The organism is Pedobacter sp. SL55, from assembly GCF_026625705.1.
GTDB lineage: Bacteria > Bacteroidota > Bacteroidia > Sphingobacteriales > Sphingobacteriaceae > Pedobacter.
Genome location: NZ_CP113059.1, coordinates 1 through 18676, shown reverse-complemented (window position 1 = coordinate 18676; position 18676 = coordinate 1). Strand labels below are relative to the sequence as shown.

Here is an 18676-nt window from a genome sequence, read left to right as displayed (position 1 = left end):
TTTGCCATTCAGTACATAAGAGGTATCAGATAAGGTATGTCTAATTGGTCGCCGCCTTTAAAATAAAATAGATGGTTATCGTTCGGCGAAATATCATTGCCAGTGCCTATAACGTAAACGCCTTCGTATTCTGGGTAAAATAGGAAGCCGAATTTTCCGTTTTTAGTTGGAACAGCATTGGCAATTTCAGTAGTTTTTCCATCAATTACTTTAAATAGTTTAACATTATTTCTTTTAAATGTTAGTTGGCCTTTAACCTGTGTAACATTTTGTTGGGCAAAAGCATAGCCCGAAAGCACTGTTAGTGCTAGCGTAAATAAGTTTTTAAGTTTCATTTTTGTGGTGTGTTAGTTTATGAGGCTGTCTCAAAAGTTATTCGTCATCTTGAAAGTTAGAGAGATCTACTCCGAAAGCAATCTAAAACAGATTTAACTCCGTTGATTTTCAATTTACTTCGTAGACCTTTGGTTCTCCTCCTTTTATCTTCGAAATGACGACATTGTTTTACTCTTGAGGCAGCCTTATTAAGGTTTTATCTTTCTCTGTAGGTTAGGCTTTTTATTCTACCGAAACCGCTATAAGTTTTATCAAGAATGATATCTCCATTTAGGCTAGGAACAGTGTAAATATTTAGGCTTCCCTCTGTACCATTGTTTATAGATGGATCATAGATGCCTACCATTAACTTATTACTTCCTGTGTATTTAGTTGTATTTTTAAACTCGTAGAAATTGAAATAGCATATTTTTTTAGCACCAAAATCGGCCATTAGTTTAGCTGTTTTGTAAACCATGTCGTATTGATAGATTTTACTGCCAACAGTATAAAAGATATAACCAAACTCAGGATTAATTGCATAAAATTCAGCATTGCTAAAATCTGTTGCGGTAATTTCGCTATAGTAAGATTGTGCGTTACTAGTAGGGTTAAACCTTGCTAAATATCTTTTATTGTTAGCAGGATCTTTTAGAATTGAAAACACCTCGCCGCCATTAAATGAAATCCATCTCATGTAAACCAAATCCATTCCAGTACTAAAGCTAAATAGTTTTTGTGCTGCATCTGGATCTGGAATTGTAGTACTTGTCGCCGCACTTCCGCTATGTCTAACAAATCTGCGATTAGTTCTATCATAAAAAATGGCAGGTGTATTAAGAGACAAGTGGTTACTTCCTATAAAAGGTTCAACTTCAAAACCTCGTTGCTCTTCATTGATGTAATTGATAGGTGCGGAGTAGTATATGTTAAAAACCCTCTCGTAGTAATAAGCATTTCCTTTACCAATCATATAGGAAGAAAAGCTTGATTTTTGCCTAATTACATCTGCATAAAAGCCCGCAGGTATATCGCCAAACATTTCGTAGCTTAACCCCATGGTTTTAGTCCATTTAAAAGTATTTGGATCTATCTTGGTTGTACTTTGGTCGGTACCTAAATATAAGCCATAGCTAATTGCATCTGGGCCTACTAATAAGCCGGTGTTATAGGTGTAGGTCATTACAGGTTTGCCCGTCAACTTCAGGTCAGAACCAGTAGTAGCCAATAAATCTATAATTAAATCGAAATTGTTGTTGCTATTTAGAGAAAGCATATCTACTCTAGCTTTGCCATTGGCTTCGTTCATCATGATCCAGCCTTCGTTAATTTCGTTGACTACTTTTAAAGTAAACTTGGTAGAGTATTTTATACCAGATGCCTTTTCTGTAATATTGTAATAAGCAGGATAATTGCCCGCTACAACCTGCATTACCAGATCAAGGTTTCTAGTTTTGGCTAATGAGAATAACTTAGATCCCCCTAATCCATTTGGTCCTATGTAAGTCCATTCAAAAGTGTACTTGCTCTCATCAAAATTTGGGTCTTGCGTAAATTTTATTACTGGGTTTATTTTTAGGTTTTTTCCATAAACCGCAGAAACTTCTGCTGGTAAGCCAGTAATTTCATCTAATACATTTAGTTCTGTATAGTCATAATTTCCTAAGTCTTTTTTACAAGAAGAAATTATGAAAAGACATAATATGAATAAAAACGAACGATATATTTTTAGTGTCATAACTTTAAGTGTTAGTGTTTGATATTATTGAACAGAGGCACCCATTACCATTTCAGAGCCATCTTCTTCGTAGATGGTGTTGCCAGCGGCTCTTTGCTCGTTAAGGTAACGTTGCATGAATTTACCGTAGGCGGTCATTTCCGCAATAGATACTGATGCGTCTAAATAAGCTGGTTCGATACTTAAAGTTTCAGCAATTAATAAAAGTTTTTTGCGAGTAAACACACCTAAGTACCCATCTAGCCATCTTCCCGGCCTTTTGATGATATCGTTAACAAACCATCTGTAGTTAATTAGGGAGATCTTTTTATTAGAAGAAGTAAGCACTCGATATTTCATTTCTGGAGAGAAATTCTCATTTTCTTGCAAATCGAAACTGAGTAAGAAAGTTTTGGCTTGCATATCTGTTTTTCTGAAAAATTTGATCTTAACCGTATCGCCTAGTTGGTTTTTCTTGATAACAAAAGTTGGATTTAAAATTTGGTAGTGATTACCGGCAATGGCATCAGAGCTGGAATTAATCACTAATTTGTAAGGTCTATCTACGTCTTTTTTTGCACCAACAGTAGCAACTACCATACTTACAATAGAGTCTTGTGCTTTGGCTAAACTAAAAGACATGATGGTTGAGTCTCTTAGTACCTCGCCGCCAAAGGCTGGTAATCTACCTGCTTCATTAAAATACACCGCAGGTTTACCTTCATATTTGTGTAGTTCTTTTTCGCAGCTCAGTAAAATGGTAAGGACTGCAAATCCCAAAAGGTTAAAAAATAGTTTGTTCATTATTTTAAGATTTTTGGTTAACGATAAAGGGCTTCAGATTGAGGCATAGGTACGGCATAGTTTACCGTTACGTTGCCGCTCGAAGCAGATCCATTTGGCACAGAAGTAATGTTTCTACGCTTGTAATAGTAAAATAACTGCCCCTCGCCAAAAAAATCTTTCTGATATTCTTTTTGAAGTTCGGTATTTATATTTACCGTTGCAGCTAATGGTATTAAACCTCTGTTTGCTCTCACGGTATTTAAATGTGCCACACCATCGGCGGTTACGGGTTCACTTTCTGCAGCTATCAAATACATCTCACTAATTTTTAGCAACGGAATAGAGAACCTAAAAACTTTCGTTTTATCTATCACATCAGCATACTTATAAAAAGTTTTATAAGCTTTAACCCCAGTGGTTGGTATTTGCCAATTTAGGTTAAATCTGTAATCGTTTTCATTATTCTCATACACCGTATTTAGCCTTGCTGTTATTGGTGCCAATATGTTAGCATCAGAAACACCTGGATCAAATAAAGCCAAATAACGAGTGTATAACTGCGTATTCATTATACCGAACATCATTTCAGTAGTAAATACACGGTCTGGGTTTTGCTTCTCACTCAGCGCATTGGTTGATGTAGTCCATGGAAAACGATTTGCAACGGCCATAACCTCTTTGGCATATTTCAAAGCGCTAACTTTATCACCACGATATAAAAACACCCTTGCTTTAAGCCCCTTTACCGCATAATAGTTAAGTCTATAGTTTCTATTGTTCGTTAAAAAATCTACAGTAGCATTTGCTGCTGCGGTATTAACGCCGTTGGCAATGATTTCATCTTCTGCTAGTAGCGTTTCTGCCTTATTCAAATCATCAATAATTTTTTGTATAAAAGAATTTGCGGGCAATAACGGATTTACAGTTGATTTGGTAGCTTCATAATAGGACAGGCTTTGTTTTGTAGAATCTACAGTGCTATATCTAGGCCCATATAGCCTAAGCAAATCAAAATGTAGGAATGCCCTCATGGCAATAGCCTCGCCTTTGTAGATATTTTCTGTTTTTTGATCTAAAACGCCCGGGTATTTATCTACGTTCTCTAAAAAGGCATTGATATTTAGAACAGTAGCGTAAGAATTTGTCCAGATGTTTTCTAGCCTGCTCATGGTAGGGTTATCATTGTATGCATAGGTAGCTATTTTGGTAAGGCTATGTGTAGATGGGGTATTGTACCTTTGTGCCAAAACCTCTATGGTAGATAGTGTTAAATTATCGCCATAAAGCTGATTATTAGATAAATTAATATAAAGCCCGTTTAATACGGTTTTAATACCTTGCTTGGTAGAAAAAAGCTGTGTTTCTAAAACCTTATCTTCTGGCTGCACATCTAAAAACTTCTTACAGGAAGATAAGATGGCAATGGCTGCTATTAGTAATGCCATTGTTGGATAATAATTTCTTTTCATGTTTGTAACGGTTTAAAATGATGCTCTTAAAGAAAATGCTATGGTTCTGGCAAAAGGATAATCAATGCCGCGTTCTCTCCTAATGGTAGATAGGTATAGGAAATCGTTGGCTTGTAGGTTTAGCGTTAATGATTGCATTCCTACTTTTCTTACCCAAGGTTGCTTGTCGAACATGTAGCCTATATTTAAGGCTTCGCTACTTAAAGTGTTTTCTTTTTGCACAAACCTCGATGAAATAGGGGTTGCTTCGGTTTGAGAAATTCCTTTGAATTGCGAAATATCTCCAGGGTTTTTCCATCTGTTGTATAAGGCACGTTTATCTTGGTTATTGGCAATGTTTGTGAACGTGATGTTTTCTACCTTGTTAAATAGTGCGCTGTTAAACGAATCTCCTCCTAGTTTGTAACGAAACGCCACGGCAAAACTAAAACCCTTGTACCTTAAACCTGTAGATAGCACACCTTCTGCAAAAGGAACCGTATTGCCTACGTTAGCAATGTTTGCAGTGCTATAATCGAAACTGTATTGACCATCGCGGGTTAAGAAAACCTCACGTCCGGTGGCGGGGTCTATACCTAACGATTGGATGGCCCAAATTGCTTCGGCACTATTTCCGTCAACATATCTTATCAAAGTTCTGTTGGTTTCTTGCTGCTTGTTTAGGGTATTCAAAACGTTTCCAAACCCGGCATACCTGCTTTTAAAACTAGATGCGGTAAGTCCTATATTCCAGGTAATACCTTGCGCTAAATTGTAAATTGGGAAAAAGGTAAGTTTGGTTTCCATACCATGGTAGGTTAAGCTACCAATATTGTAAGGATATTTAAACACACCAGTGGAAGAGGGTAGGTCTACAGGCACAATAAGCGGATTAGTTCTCTTTTCGTAAGCATTGATGTAGCCTACAAGCCTGCCTTTAAACAAGTTAAAATCTAGCGACGTACTAATTTGCTGTGTTTTTTGCGGTGCCAAATTTGGATTGCCCAACATATCTAGGCTAACACCTTGCCCAAATAAATTATAACTAGTGTTGCTATTATAGCCGTACATAGAAACCGAGCTTATATTTGCAAAGTTTTGGTTCCCTGTTACGCCTATATTTCCGGTTAGTCTAAGCGAATTAATCCAGCTTTTGTTCTTGATGAAATTTTCGTTGTGTAAGTTCCATCCTAAACCAAATGAATAATATGGCGAGAACTGATTGTTGCTACCATAGGCGGTTGATCCGTCGATACGATATACAAAATCTAACAAATACTTGTTGTCAAAAGAATAGTTAGCAGAAAGTGCAGAGTTTAAAGAACGAAACACGCCACTTGAGGCTGTAGGTGCTCCGTTTAAAAGGTAAGCGTAAGCAAAGCGTGGGTTGCCTAAACTTCCTTCCGGAAACCCCTCGGCTATGGTGCGGTAAGCACTACTGCTTCTTTCTTCAATGCTATTACGCCAGTTTGCAGTAACATTATGCTTGTTTATGGTTTTGTAGAATGTAAGCATCACATTGCCTTGGTACGAAAAATTTTCGGTTCTATTATCCGTATATTTTCCTTTTCTAAGTACTGGTACATCTAAAAAAGCACTCATTTCTGGCGATTGGTAGGCTTTCGCTGTTGTAGTTCCCTTGGTAATTTGTAACGCAGCGTTTAATCTAAAAGCTTTGCTAACATCGTAATTAGCGTTCAAGTTATTCTGTACTTCAATATTTTTAGAGTTGTTATATTGCGCTTGCATAGCATCGTAAAGTGGGTTCACTACGTAGAGTGTAGTTCCAGTTGAATTAGATTGCTTGCTTACTTCCAGATAACGGTTTTCGTAATTTTTTTCAAAATATGGATTGGCATTCACAAAATTGGAAAAGGACCCATAGTTAGACTCAGAGGTTTTATTACCACGGATATAAGTAATGTTATTAATATTTAAGGCATTTTTACGGTAGGTTAAATTGATGCTTCCGCTATAGCTGTCCCTTCCAGAGCCAATCATTGCCCCCTTACCTGTCCTGTAGTTCATGCCAACGTTGTAGGTAAAAGAGTTGTCGCCTCCAGACGCATTGATAGATGAGTTGGTTGAATAGCCAGTTTGTAGCGGTTCGCTTAGCCAGTAGCTATCCACACCCCTTTTAACTGCTGCCAAATGGCTTGCGTATAAATTATCTAGATCAACTACTAAGTTTGGGTTTGCTTCTGTACCTACATATCTGCCAGACAAACGTTCAAACTCCAACTTTTCAGCCGCATTCATCATATTATAGCCACTCAAGTCTGGCAGCTCAACCCTAAAGTCTTGCGTGTAGGTAAATCTTAGTTCGCCAGGTTTAGGTTTAATGGTTTCTATAACCACTACGCCATTAGAAGCCTGCGAACCATATAAAGCTGTAGAAGCAGCATCTTTTAATAAAGTTACAGATGCTACCCTGTTCATATCTAAATCTACAATGGTTTGTAATGTAGTTGGAAATCCGTCAAGCACAAACAAAGGTTGGTTAGGGTCGTTACCAAATTGGTCTCTTAGCGTTTCACTAGGAATGCTACTTTTTCCACGCACCTCAATTACTGGCATCACATTAGGGTTAGAACCAGCTAAGTTATTCTCTATAAGTAGAAACGAAGGATCCATAGTTCTTAGCGCCTGTACAACATTGTTATTACTTACCGCTTTTAGCTCATCGCCAGTAAAGGTGGCGGTTGTGCCCGTAAAACTGTCTTTATTGCGGTTAATTCCAGTACCCGTAATTACAATGTCTTTCATCATCATTTCCTTCTCCTTAAGCTTAACCGTAAGCGGTAGTTTCTTTCCAGCTATCACAACTTCCTGTGTTTCATAGCCAATATAACTTACAATGAGTGTTTGCTCTTCAGTAGCCGAAATCATAAAATTACCGTTAGCGTCGGTAATAGCTATAGGAGCGGTTGGCACACCTTTTATTCGTACAGAAGCACCCGGAATTGCCCCATTTCTCTCATCCACTACTTTGCCGGTAATGGTCTTTTGCAAGATAAAAACGCGTTCCGGTTCCATATTATAGCGCAGAACTATAGCTTTTTGATCAATAGTATAGGCTAGTGGCTGGTCTTTAAAAGTAATTCGCAAAACCTCTTCTACCGTGGCATTTTTAACATTGATAGACACTGGTTTCGTGTTTTTCAACATTGTGTTGCTGTAAAAGAAATCGTAACCGCTCTGTTTTCTAATTTTTTGTAGAATGCTCTCGAATGAGGCAGATTTCTCATTGATGGTAATTTGTGCAAAGCTGGCGGCACTGCTCTGTAGAATTACCGTTGTTAAGATGATTAAGGTCAGTTTCAATTTTAACAGAATTCTGGCATATAAACGGCCATCACGACCGTTTTTAAATGTCATGTGAAAATTCATACATTTGTTTGTGTTTAGGTGTTGTTAGTTAGTTAAGTCAAAATTTTCAAGCATAGCCTAAGTATTAGTCCAGGGGTGTTGCAACCACCTCTGGATTTTTTTTGGCTACTGCGTACAGTTGTAATTATGGTATCACAGTAATCCTCCTTCCTTCTACTTTAAAGTTTACCATTCCGGTTAATTCCATTATTTTTAACACTTGTGTGATGTTCTTGCTGCGGGAAATAGATCCTGTAAACTCAATATTGCTCAGGTTGGCAGGGTACGAAACTTCAACATTGTACCATCTTGATATTTTCCGCATGATACTGCTTAAGCTCTCATTGTCAAAAATGAAATCGTTGCTTACCCAATCTATGGCATTATCGGTATTGTAAGAGGTAATCGTCATTTTGCCTGCGCTCAATTTGGCCTGCTGGTTAGGTATTAACAATTTCTGTGCTCCCGATGCGTTAATTCTTACACTACCCTCCAATAAAGTAGTCGTTGTACTCTGCTCGTCTTGGTAAGCGTTGATGTTAAAATGGGTACCTAAAACCTCCACGGTTTGGTGCTGGGTAACTACCTTAAATGGTTTTTTACTATTGTGTGCTACTTCAAAATAACCTTCGCCATCAAGCTCAACTATGCGTTCTTTACCCGTAAATTCAGTTGGATATTTTAAACTAGATTTTGCATTAAGCCATACTACCGTGCCATCACTTAAGGTTACATTGTAACAACCGCCCGCAGGAATGCTCAATGTGTTCCAAGCTACAGCTTTTGTTTTCCCTTTATCAGTGTTGTAAACAAGCTTACCGTCTGCAGTTTTTACAATGTTGGCGCCATTACTATGGCTAAGTAAGCCTTTTTTAACATTGCTTAAATCAATTGTACTGCCATCTGCTAAGGTAAGAACAGCTTTGTTTCCTCCTGGTAAAATCTGCTCTTGCTTTGTTAGTTTATCGCCTAAATTCAATTGGTTTTTTTGGATGGTGTAATATCCTAAATAAAGCGAGAGCACCACAACTGCCGCTGCAGCAATGCGTTTAACTATTTTGGTAGAAAATAGTTTAACTGTTTTAGAAACAGCAGCTTCATGTATTGCAAGACCTGCCCAAACCTTTTGCTTGGCCATTTCTACCTCTTCTGCCGAAATTTGAGGTATATTCTTTTCTTGTTCTAAATACCAAGTATGTAAAATAGCCAATTCCTCTTCGGTACAATTGCCGTTTGCATACTTATTTAATAACTCTTCTGCTTCAGTTCTTTTCATAAATAAATAAGGATATGTTTATCCTCATACAAATAAAAGACGAGCAACGTTAAGCTTGGGGGTAGAAAAAAAATAAAAAAAATTAAAGCGATAAGAAAAGCATCGTTCCCAACTTAGTTCTAAGTATTCTTAAAGCATTATTAACCTGTTTTTTAACCGTTTGTTCTGAGAGGTTAAGCTGAGCAGCAATTTGTTTATGGCTTAGTGAGTTTTTTCTGCTGAGCTCAAAAATTTCACGCATTTTTTCTGGTAAATCGGCAATGCCCTTATCAATCAGTTCACTAAGTTGTTTTTCTCTAATTCTATGATCAGTAAGATTGTAGTTGCTCTCTAAAAAAAACTGTAGAGAGTTAATGTACTTGTCCCTAACTTGCTTCCGAGAGATATGATCTAGTATTTTGTTTCTTATTGCAGAATACAAGTAGCCAACTAAATTAGAATGCACATTGATCTCCTTGCGCTTGGCCCATAACTGAGCGAAAAGCTCATGTACCACATCTTGAGCCTCTTGTCTATCATTCAGTTTTTGAAAAGCATGTACATATAAGGTATGAAAATACCTATTGTAGATTACAGTGTAAGCAGCAGAGTCGTTTGTTTTTAATAACGCTGCAAGTTCTACGTCCGAAAACGAGCTGTACGATGACATTCGGCAAAAAAAATTATGGATAGATAAGCTATCCAAGTAGTTTAAAAATAGTTTGAAGAGTTAGTTAATGTGGTTGTATAGTTCAAAGTTAACATAAAAGTTGCATTAATAGGTTAAAATGGCTAGCCCATATTTTTAATTTATTTCACAAAATAATTTTCTTTCTTTCCATTAATCATTTCTTAATCTTATTTTGCAGTAAAAATTATTGGCGTTTACTTTCGATGGTTAACATCAATTTATTCTGACAGATAAAGATTAAGTTTGCCTTAACTAAACCCAAACTTCTACTATAGCAATGCCTACGAGCTTTAAGCAACCTATCAAATCAAATTGGTTTATATTAAACCCAAAGCTTACTACACTTATATTTCTGCTTACTTTAATTGGCATTATCTCATTAATAGCACAGCAACGTTATCAAATAATTAAAGAAAATAGGGAGAGAGACTTAAGTGCGGTACTAGAAAATGTAGAGCAACGCTTAGATCAGTTGCTAAAGAATAGCCAAAATATAGCCTTAACTATAGCTTTAACCTTAGATCAAGATGGCAAGCCACGTAATTTCGAAAAGGTGGCAGCCAAAATCATGAAGGCAAACCCGTCTTTACAGGGCGTGCAGTTGGTGCCAAATGGTATCATTAAATATATGTATCCCTTAAAAGGAAACGAGGCTGCGGTAGGTTTAGATCTTTTTAAGCTTAATGTCTTTAACGCTATCGAGGCAAGAAAAGCTATAAAACTCCGTAAAATGTATTTTCAGGGACCAGTGGTGTTGGTGCAAGGCGGAAAAGGCGTGATAGGACGCCTACCGTTATTTATAAATAACAAATTTTGGGGCTTTTCTGCTGTAGTTATCAAGTTAAACCAATTGCTTAAAACTGCAGGTATAGAAAACGAGAGCAATAGCCACTATCGTTTTCAATTCTCTAAAATTAATCCACTTACCAACCAGGAAGAGTTTTTTATTGCAGAACAAAATAATTATTCCAAAAACACCTATCAAACTAAAATTGTAGAAGAAGGAGATTGGAAAATCTATCTTACCGATACAAGGGCAATTTATGCAGATTATCAACTGGGCTCGCTTATACTTTTTGGCTTACTGGTTACCATCCTCTCGAGTTACCTCCTGTGGACACTCCTGCACAAGCAGTCGCAATTGTTTAATGTAGTACACAAGCAAACAGATATGCTTCTTGTTGCCGGTAATAAGTATAAAACCATTTTCGATAATGCGGCCATTGGTATTGGCCGTATCAATTCCATTACTGGCGAGTTTTTAGAGGCCAATGCATTTTTGTGTAAGCTGCTCGGCTATTCCGAGTTAGAACTAACCAATAAAAAAATAAAATCACTAATCCATACAGAAGACCTGGCTTTAGATGCGCACAATTTTAAACGTTTACGCAATAACGAAATTCGTCAGTTTTCATCCGTACGTCGTTACATTAATAAAGACCAACAGGTAATATGGGCCAATGCCATTATCAGTCCGTTGTGGCAAGACGGAGAAAAACCTAGCCAGCACATTATTATAATAGAAGATATTACCACCCAAATTGCTTACGAAGAGCAGCTTATAGAAGCTAAAAAATATGCAGAAGAGCTCATTAACTCCATAGAAGGCATCGTTTGGGAAGCATCGGTTAAAGAAAACTTTGCTAATTTGTTTATTAGCCGTAAAGTATATGATATTTTAGGTTATACCCAAGACGAGTGGAGTTCGGAAATAGGTTTCTTCTTAAATAAACTATACCATGAGGATAAAGAAAGAGTAATAAACTACTTAGATAACGAACTTTTTTTGAGGAAGCACCACGAGTACGAATATCGGATGATAGCCAAAGATGGCTCCATAGTTTGGATTCGCGACAGCTTAACTGTAGAACCCAGTCTTGAAGCGCCAGAAAAACTTAGAGGTATAATGATGGATATTACCCAAGTTAAAAAGGCCGAAGAAACCCTACATAAATCTTACGAATTGGTTAATGAGCAAAACAAGCGGTTGCTCAACTTCTCTTACATCGTTTCTCATAACTTACGTTCTCATGCAAGTAACATAGATGGTATCAGTTCCTTAATTAGCAATGCCGAAACCGAACAAGAGAGAACCGAGATGATTAAGTTACTCCGTAAAGTAGTAGTAAGCCTTAACGATACCCTGTACAACCTCAACAACATCGTCAACATTCAGTCTAGTATGAATTTGATAAAAGAACCCTTAAATTTATCAGAATATGTGAACAATGCCTTACAAGTACAAGAAACGCAAATCTTGAGTAAAAAAGCTCAGCTAATTATAAATGTCCCAACTGATATTTTTGTATATTTTAACAAGGCTTATTTAGAGAGTGTGCTCCTTAATCTAATTTCAAATGCCCTACGTTATAGCCATGCCCTACGCAAACCTGTAATAGAAATTACTGGCGAGTCTATCGGTGGTGGCAGCATCCTCCGTATCAAAGATAATGGTGTAGGTATAGATTTGTCAAAAAACAAAGATAAGCTATTCGGACTAAACCAAACCTTTCACGGCAATAGCGATGCCCGTGGTTTTGGTCTATTTATTACCAAAAATCAAATCGAAGCAATGGGAGATCGCATCGAAGTAGAAAGTAAAGTAGGAGAGGGAACTACTTTTACCATTGTTTTCAGTTGAAACCAAATTACTTCTTTGCATCTATAGCCAGTTAATTAGCAAATCAGATGCACGGCTACTATGCTTCTGTAGTCCCGCCTGTCCCGAATTCGCTTCGGGGCTGTTTATTCCTCCCGATGAAAAATCGGGATCCATTTCCATCGGGTCTATTTTACAAAGGCACTGCGCTTGGCCAAATAATAACCGTGTTGCTTATATATATCATTGGCAAATATTCCCAATCGTTGTCTCTCTACCACAAATCTTTTGAAGTTCTCGCCAAGTTCCGCGGAGCTTTTTTCCAGTGATCTACTATCTATCCTTCATCCTGGCCTTTATTGAAGCAGAAAGCTGCCCATAAAACTATTTAAGTACCTACCCTGCAAAGATGAATACATGGATATTCGGGTAGGTAATAGGCGGCAGACCATATTCCAGCAACAATTTGGTGCAGGCATCATTGCGCCTTTGCGTTTCTCCGTTTTCTTAGCGGTTTAAAAAGCACAATAGATGCTCTTATATGTACTTCAAAAGCCATCCCTTATCCTACCATATATATAAGGTTATCTTAAGCAGTGGGCCAGTATGATTTTTTTCTTCTTGTTTGTCAGCAGTTTATATAGCTATTTGGAATAAAAAGCGCTGTTTGTATTGCGCAGGGATAATTTTTTTCTACCTTTGCACTCCGCTTCGGAGGAAGAGGGGACTGGATGAAAAGCACTAACAAACGGGAAAGAAAAAAGTTTTATTTTTTTCTTGGAAAAGGGAAAAGTTTTTCTACCTTTGCACTCCGCTTCGGAGGAAGAGGTTGAGGTTTTGAAAGAGGGAGAAGAGAGGGGTTGGTAAGATGAAGAAGAGCAGATAAAAAATATTTCATTTTTTATTTGGAAAGAAGAAAAAGTTTCCTACCTTTGCAGTCCCAAACGAAACGGGAGCTGACGAACGGAGTTCGCAGCTAAACAAAACAAGATTGAAACAATGAGCTACCAAACAGATGCGGAACATTAAGACCGCTGAAACACAAGTAGGGAATTGCAGGATATATAGACCACCGCGAGGTAAGGTCGATAAGTTCATTAAAGAGATATCATTTACAAAAGCGCAGCGAGGCGAAAATGTTTACTGTAAAGTACATACAGCCGAACTGTTTTCTTTAGGTCGGTTCTTACAGACAATACAAATCAAGAACAGACAATCAATTTTAGTTAATAGATAGTCAGAGTTCGAATTCACATTTTACAATGGAGAGTTTGATCCTGGCTCAGGATGAACGCTAGCGGCAGGCCTAATACATGCAAGTCGAGGGGTAGAGCAAGCTTGCTTGCTTGAGACCGGCGCACGGGTGCGTAACGCGTATGCAACCTACCCTTTTCTGGGGGATAGCCCGAAGAAATTCGGATTAATACCGCATAAGACCACGACACGGCATCGTGACGGGGTCAAACATTTATGGGAGAAGGATGGGCATGCGTGCCATTAGCTAGTTGGCGGGGTAACGGCCCACCAAGGCGACGATGGCTAGGGGATCTGAGAGGATGGCCCCCCACACTGGTACTGAGACACGGACCAGACTCCTACGGGAGGCAGCAGTAAGGAATATTGGTCAATGGAGGCAACTCTGAACCAGCCATGCCGCGTGCAGGAAGACGGCCCTCTGGGTTGTAAACTGCTTTTATTCGGGAATAAACCTACTTACGTGTAAGTAGCTGAATGTACCGAAGGAATAAGGATCGGCTAACTCCGTGCCAGCAGCCGCGGTAATACGGAGGATCCAAGCGTTATCCGGATTTATTGGGTTTAAAGGGTGCGTAGGCGGCCTGTTAAGTCAGGGGTGAAAGACGGTAGCTCAACTATCGCAGTGCCCTTGATACTGATGGGCTTGAATGGACTAGAGGTAGGCGGAATGAGACAAGTAGCGGTGAAATGCATAGATATGTCTCAGAACACCGATTGCGAAGGCAGCTTACTATGGTCCTATTGACGCTGAGGCACGAAAGCGTGGGGATCAAACAGGATTAGATACCCTGGTAGTCCACGCCCTAAACGATGAATACTCGCTGTTGGCGATACACAGTCAGCGGCTAAGCGAAAGCGTTAAGTATTCCACCTGGGGAGTACGCCCGCAAGGGTGAAACTCAAAGGAATTGACGGGGGCCCGCACAAGCGGAGGAGCATGTGGTTTAATTCGATGATACGCGAGGAACCTTACCCGGGCTTGAAAGTTAGTGAACTATCCAGAGATGGATGGGTCCTTCGGGACACGAAACTAGGTGCTGCATGGCTGTCGTCAGCTCGTGCCGTGAGGTGTTGGGTTAAGTCCCGCAACGAGCGCAACCCCTATGTTTAGTTGCCAGCACGTCATGGTGGGGACTCTAGACAGACTGCCTGTGCAAACAGAGAGGAAGGAGGGGACGACGTCAAGTCATCATGGCCCTTACGTCCGGGGCTACACACGTGCTACAATGGACGGTACAGAGGGCAGCTAGGCAGCAATGTCGTGCGAATCTCAAAAAGCCGTTCACAGTTCGGATTGGGGTCTGCAACTCGACCCCATGAAGTTGGATTCGCTAGTAATCGCGTATCAGCAATGACGCGGTGAATACGTTCCCGGGCCTTGTACACACCGCCCGTCAAGCCATGGAAGTTGGGGGTACCTAAAGTACGTAACCGCAAGGAGCGTCCTAGGGTAAAACCGATAACTGGGGCTAAGTCGTAACAAGGTAGCCGTACCGGAAGGTGCGGCTGGAATACCTCCTTTCTGGAGTGGAACTGTCCACTCGCTGCGCCCAAATGATACTATATGATATAGTATAGGATGTAAATGATGATATATCTCTAAACAGGAAAAAAGAAACACCAAGAAGATGAAGCCATTCTAGCTTAGCTAGCGGCGAGATTGATTGTTAATTACGATTTACGAATTACGAGTTACGATTTAAGAAGGAAACGGAACAAATCTAAAATCGTCAATCTAGAATCTAAGATCAAATAGTCCCGTAGCTCAGCCTGGTTAGAGCACTACACTGATAATGTAGGGGTCTCCAGTTCAAATCTGGACGGGACTACGGATAGTTTTTTTGGGGGATTAGCTCAGCTGGCTAGAGCGCCTGCCTTGCACGCAGGAGGTCAACGGTTCGACTCCGTTATTCTCCACCACTCGGTGAACAAAGATGAAAGAACAAAGATAAAAGACATGGTCTTTATTCCTTGCTCATTAATCCTTGCTCCACCTTGAGAAAGTTCTTTGACATATTGGAAGAAGTTAAAAAAGAAGAGCAAACAACAATAGGCGACTGTTGTGTTTGTGCTCTCCCGATGCAAATCGGGGATGAGACATCATGACAAGAGCAAAAAAGCATACCATGCGGCGCAAAAGGCGCATGAGTAGAAGAAAGTAATAAAGAGTACACGGGGGATGCCTTGGCTCTCGGAGGCGATGAAGGACGTGATAAGCTGCGATAAGCATCGGGGATCTGCAAATGAGAATTGATCCGGTGATTTCCGAATGGGGCAACCCGGCATGTTGAAGACATGTCACAATAAGAGCGAACCTGCCGAACTGAAACATCTAAGTAAGCAGAGGAATAGAAAATAACAATGATTTCCTAAGTAGTGGCGAGCGAAAGGGAAAGAGCCCAAACCAATATTGTTACGGCAATGTTGGGGTTGTAGGACTGTGATGTGGTTATAATGCAGCGAAGTGGAACGGGATGGGAAGCCCGGCAATATAGCGTGAGAGCCGCGTACACGTAAGCACCATTAGCCTAACAGTATCCTGAGTACCGCGAGGTCGGAGACGCCTTGTGGGAATCTGCCGGCACCATCCGGTAAGGCTAAATACTCCCGAGAGACCGATAGTGAACCAGTACCGTGAGGGAAAGGTGAAAAGAACCCCGAACAGGGGAGTGAAATAGAACCTGAAACCGTGTACTTACAAGCGGTCGGAGCACCTTCGTGGTGTGACGGCGTGCCTTTTGCATAATGAGCCTACGAGTTACTCTTCACTGGCAAGGTTAAGTGCTTTAGGCACGGATCCGAAGCGAAAGCGAGTCTGAACAGGGCGCATAGTCAGTGGAGGTAGACGCGAAACCTTGTGATCTACCCTTGGGCAGGTTGAAGGTGCGGTAACACGTACTGGAGGACCGAACCGATAAACGTTGAAAAGTTTCCGGATGACCTGAGGGTAGGGGTGAAAGGCTAATCAAACTGGGAAATAGCTCGTACTCCCCGAAATGTTTTTAGGAACAGCGTCGGTGTTGAGTTATATAGAGGTAGAGCTACTGATTGGGTGCGGGGGAGTCAAATCCTACCAAATCCAGACAAACTCCGAATGCTATATAATATAACCGGCAGTGAGGCTCAGGGTGCTAAGGTCCTGGGCCGAGAGGGAAAGAACCCAGACCATCAGCTAAGGTCCCTAAATTATAGTTAAGTTGAACTAACGAGGTGCGGTTGCATAGACAGCTAGGATGTTGGCTTGGAAGCAGCCATTCATTTAAAGAGTGCGTAACAGCTCACTAGTCGAGCGGCCGTGCATGGATAATAAACGGGCATCAAACTATATACCGAAGCTATGGGATTGAAATATATCGGTAGGGGAGCATTCTGGCGGCAGTGAAGTTGCAGCGTGAGCTGTGGTGGAGCTTCCAGAAAAGCAAATGTAGGCATAAGTAACGATAAGGCGGGAGAGAAACCCGCCCACCGAAAGGATAAGGTTTCCTGATCAACGCTAATCGGATCAGGGTTAGTCGGGGCCTAAGGCGAACCCGAAGGGGGTAGTCGATGGACAACGGTTTAATATTACCGTACCTTTTATAGATGCGATGTGGGGACGGAGTAGTGGAACTGCCGCGATCTGACGGAATAGATCGTTGAAGGCTGTAGGTATAGGACTGGTAGGCAAATCCGCCGGTCCTGCTGAACGCTGATAGTACCGCGAGCCTTCGGGCAAGTGGATAGCGCAGGTAATCAGACTTCCAAGAAAAACCGCTAAGCTCCAGTCTATAAAAGCCCGTACCGCAAACCGACACAGGTATCCGGGAAGAGGATTCCAAGGTGCTCGAGTGAATCATGGCTAAGGAACTCGGCAAAATGGCCCTGTAACTTCGGGAGAAGGGGCGCTGGCAGCAATGTCAGCCGCAGTGAAAAGGCCCAGGCGACTGTTTAACAAAAACACATGGCTTTGCAAAATCGAAAGATGAGGTATAAGGCCTGACACCTGCCCGGTGCTGGAAGGTTAAGAGGGGATGTCAGCCGCAAGGCGAAGCATTGAATCGAAGCCCCAGTAAACGGCGGCCGTAACTATAACGGTCCTAAGGTAGCGAAATTCCTTGTCGGGTAAGTTCCGACCTGCACGAATGGTGTAACGATCTGGGCGCTGTCTCAGCCATGAGCTCGGTAAATTGTGGTCCCGGCGAAGACGCCGGGTACCCGCAACGGGACGGAAAGACCCCATGCACCTTCACTACAGTTTAACATTGACATTGGGTACAGGATGTGTAGGATAGGTGGGAGGCTTTGAAGCGGCGTCGCCAGGCGTCGTGGAGCCAACGTTGAAATACCACCCTTTCTGTATTCGGTGTCTAACCCCGCTGAGCGGGGGACATTGTTTGATGGGTAGTTTGACTGGGGTGGTCGCCTCCAAAAAGGTAACGGAGGCTTTCAAAGGTAAGCTCAGTACGCTTGGTAACCGTACGGGGAGTGCAATAGCATAAGCTTGCTTGACTGTGAGGCATACAGGCCGATCAGGGTCGAAAGACGGATATAGTGATCCGGTGGTTCTGCATGGAAGGGCCATCGCTCAAAGGATAAAAGGTACGCTGGGGATAACAGGCTGATCTCCCCCAAGAGCTCATATCGACGGGGAGGTTTGGCACCTCGATGTCGGCTCGTCACATCCTGGGGCTGGAGAAGGTCCCAAGGGTTCGGCTGTTCGCCGATTAAAGTGGCACGCGAGCTGGGTTCAGAACGTCGCGAGACAGTTCGGTCCCTATCTGTTGTGGGCGTTGGAATCTTGAGTGGGGCTGACCTTAGTACGAGAGGACCGGGTTGGACCAGCCTCTAGTGAACCTGTTGTTCCGCCAGGGGCATTGCAGGGTAGCTACGCTGGGAATAGATAAGCGCTGAAAGCATCTAAGTGCGAAACTAGCCACGAGATGAGGATTCCATATAGGGCCGTAGCAGACTACTACGTTGATAGGATACAGATGTAAAGGTGGCGACACCACAGTCGAGTATTACTAATAGCCCGAGGCTTTCATCAAAGCAGACGTTGTTTGCTCTTCGAAACTTAACTTCTTTCAATAATATGTCATTTATTATCACTGAATAATAACAAAGATATTCAGGTGCCTATATCGGCGGTGTCCACCTCTTCCCATTCCGAACAGAGAAGTTAAGCCCGCCCGAGCCGATGGTACTGCGGTAACACGTGGGAGAGTAGGTCGGTGCCTAAACTTAAACGGCCCCTTGCAGA

Annotated in this window: 8 protein-coding genes, 2 tRNA genes and 3 rRNA genes; 6 read left to right on the top strand and 7 right to left on the bottom strand. The window is 41.1% G+C overall.

Features of this window, described 5'->3' with window-relative positions:
- Positions 1-8 precede the first annotated feature (8 nt).
- The 7 genes from OVA16_RS00065 to OVA16_RS00035 form a co-directional block, all read right to left on the bottom strand.
- Positions 9-335 carry a hypothetical protein gene (locus OVA16_RS00065; protein ID WP_267762807.1) on the bottom strand — a complete coding sequence of 109 codons (327 nt, stop codon included), beginning with the start codon at positions 333-335 and terminating at the stop codon, positions 9-11.
- Between the two features lie 197 nt (positions 336-532).
- Positions 533-2053: a PKD-like family lipoprotein gene (locus OVA16_RS00060; protein WP_267762805.1), complete on the bottom strand. Its 1521-nt coding sequence runs from the start codon at positions 2051-2053 to the stop codon at positions 533-535.
- 24 nt (positions 2054-2077) lie between these two features.
- Positions 2078-2836 (bottom strand): DUF4843 domain-containing protein, encoded by a 759-nt coding sequence (locus OVA16_RS00055; protein WP_267762804.1) that lies wholly within the window; start codon positions 2834-2836, stop codon positions 2078-2080.
- Positions 2837-2853: 17 nt separating this feature from the next.
- Positions 2854-4263 carry a RagB/SusD family nutrient uptake outer membrane protein gene (locus tag OVA16_RS00050; protein ID WP_267762802.1) on the bottom strand — a complete coding sequence of 470 codons (1410 nt, stop codon included), beginning with the start codon at positions 4261-4263 and terminating at the stop codon, positions 2854-2856.
- A 36-nt stretch (positions 4264-4299) separates the two neighbouring features.
- Positions 4300-7656 (bottom strand): SusC/RagA family TonB-linked outer membrane protein, encoded by a 3357-nt coding sequence (locus OVA16_RS00045; RefSeq protein ID WP_267762800.1) that lies wholly within the window; start codon positions 7654-7656, stop codon positions 4300-4302.
- Positions 7657-7780: 124 nt separating this feature from the next.
- Entirely contained in the window at positions 7781-8911 is a 1131-nt protein-coding gene (locus OVA16_RS00040; protein WP_267762798.1) for a FecR family protein, read from the bottom strand.
- Between the two features lie 82 nt (positions 8912-8993).
- Entirely contained in the window at positions 8994-9560 is a 567-nt protein-coding gene (locus OVA16_RS00035) for an RNA polymerase sigma factor (protein ID WP_267762797.1), read from the bottom strand.
- Between the two features lie 298 nt (positions 9561-9858).
- Between OVA16_RS00035 and OVA16_RS00030 the strand changes: the two genes are divergently transcribed.
- The 6 genes from OVA16_RS00030 (at position 9859) to rrf (ending at position 18656) form a co-directional block, all read left to right on the top strand.
- Complete coding sequence (locus tag OVA16_RS00030) at positions 9859-12222, top strand: PAS domain S-box protein (RefSeq protein ID WP_267762796.1); 2364 nt, start codon at positions 9859-9861, stop codon at positions 12220-12222.
- A gap of 1217 nt (positions 12223-13439) precedes the next feature.
- A 16S ribosomal RNA gene (locus OVA16_RS00025) occupies positions 13440-14959 on the top strand.
- A gap of 232 nt (positions 14960-15191) precedes the next feature.
- Positions 15192-15266 (top strand) — tRNA-Ile (locus OVA16_RS00020).
- A 14-nt stretch (positions 15267-15280) separates the two neighbouring features.
- Positions 15281-15357 (top strand) — tRNA-Ala (locus OVA16_RS00015).
- A 231-nt stretch (positions 15358-15588) separates the two neighbouring features.
- Positions 15589-18464 (top strand): 23S ribosomal RNA (locus tag OVA16_RS00010).
- Between the two features lie 80 nt (positions 18465-18544).
- Positions 18545-18656: ribosomal RNA gene (gene rrf, locus OVA16_RS00005) — 5S ribosomal RNA — on the top strand.
- The 16S, 23S and 5S rRNA genes sit together here with 2 tRNA genes alongside, the layout of an rRNA operon.
- The last annotated feature ends 20 nt before the right edge of the window (positions 18657-18676 follow it).

Bases quoted from the DNA above. Each gene is read 5' to 3' on its own strand.
- OVA16_RS00065 (WP_267762807.1), bottom strand. From the start codon at position 335: ATGAAACTTAAAAACTTATTTACGCTAGCACTAACAGTGCTTTCGGGC.
- OVA16_RS00035 (WP_267762797.1), bottom strand. From the start codon at position 9,560: ATGTCATCGTACAGCTCGTTTTCGGACGTAGAACTTGCAGCGTTATTA.
- OVA16_RS00030 (WP_267762796.1), top strand. From the start codon at position 9,859: ATGCCTACGAGCTTTAAGCAACCTATCAAATCAAATTGGTTTATATTA.
- OVA16_RS00045 (WP_267762800.1), bottom strand. From the start codon at position 7,656: ATGAATTTTCACATGACATTTAAAAACGGTCGTGATGGCCGTTTATAT.
- OVA16_RS00040 (WP_267762798.1), bottom strand. From the start codon at position 8,911: ATGAAAAGAACTGAAGCAGAAGAGTTATTAAATAAGTATGCAAACGGC.
- OVA16_RS00060 (WP_267762805.1), bottom strand. From the start codon at position 2,053: ATGACACTAAAAATATATCGTTCGTTTTTATTCATATTATGTCTTTTC.
- OVA16_RS00055 (WP_267762804.1), bottom strand. From the start codon at position 2,836: ATGAACAAACTATTTTTTAACCTTTTGGGATTTGCAGTCCTTACCATT.
- OVA16_RS00050 (WP_267762802.1), bottom strand. From the start codon at position 4,263: ATGGCATTACTAATAGCAGCCATTGCCATCTTATCTTCCTGTAAGAAG.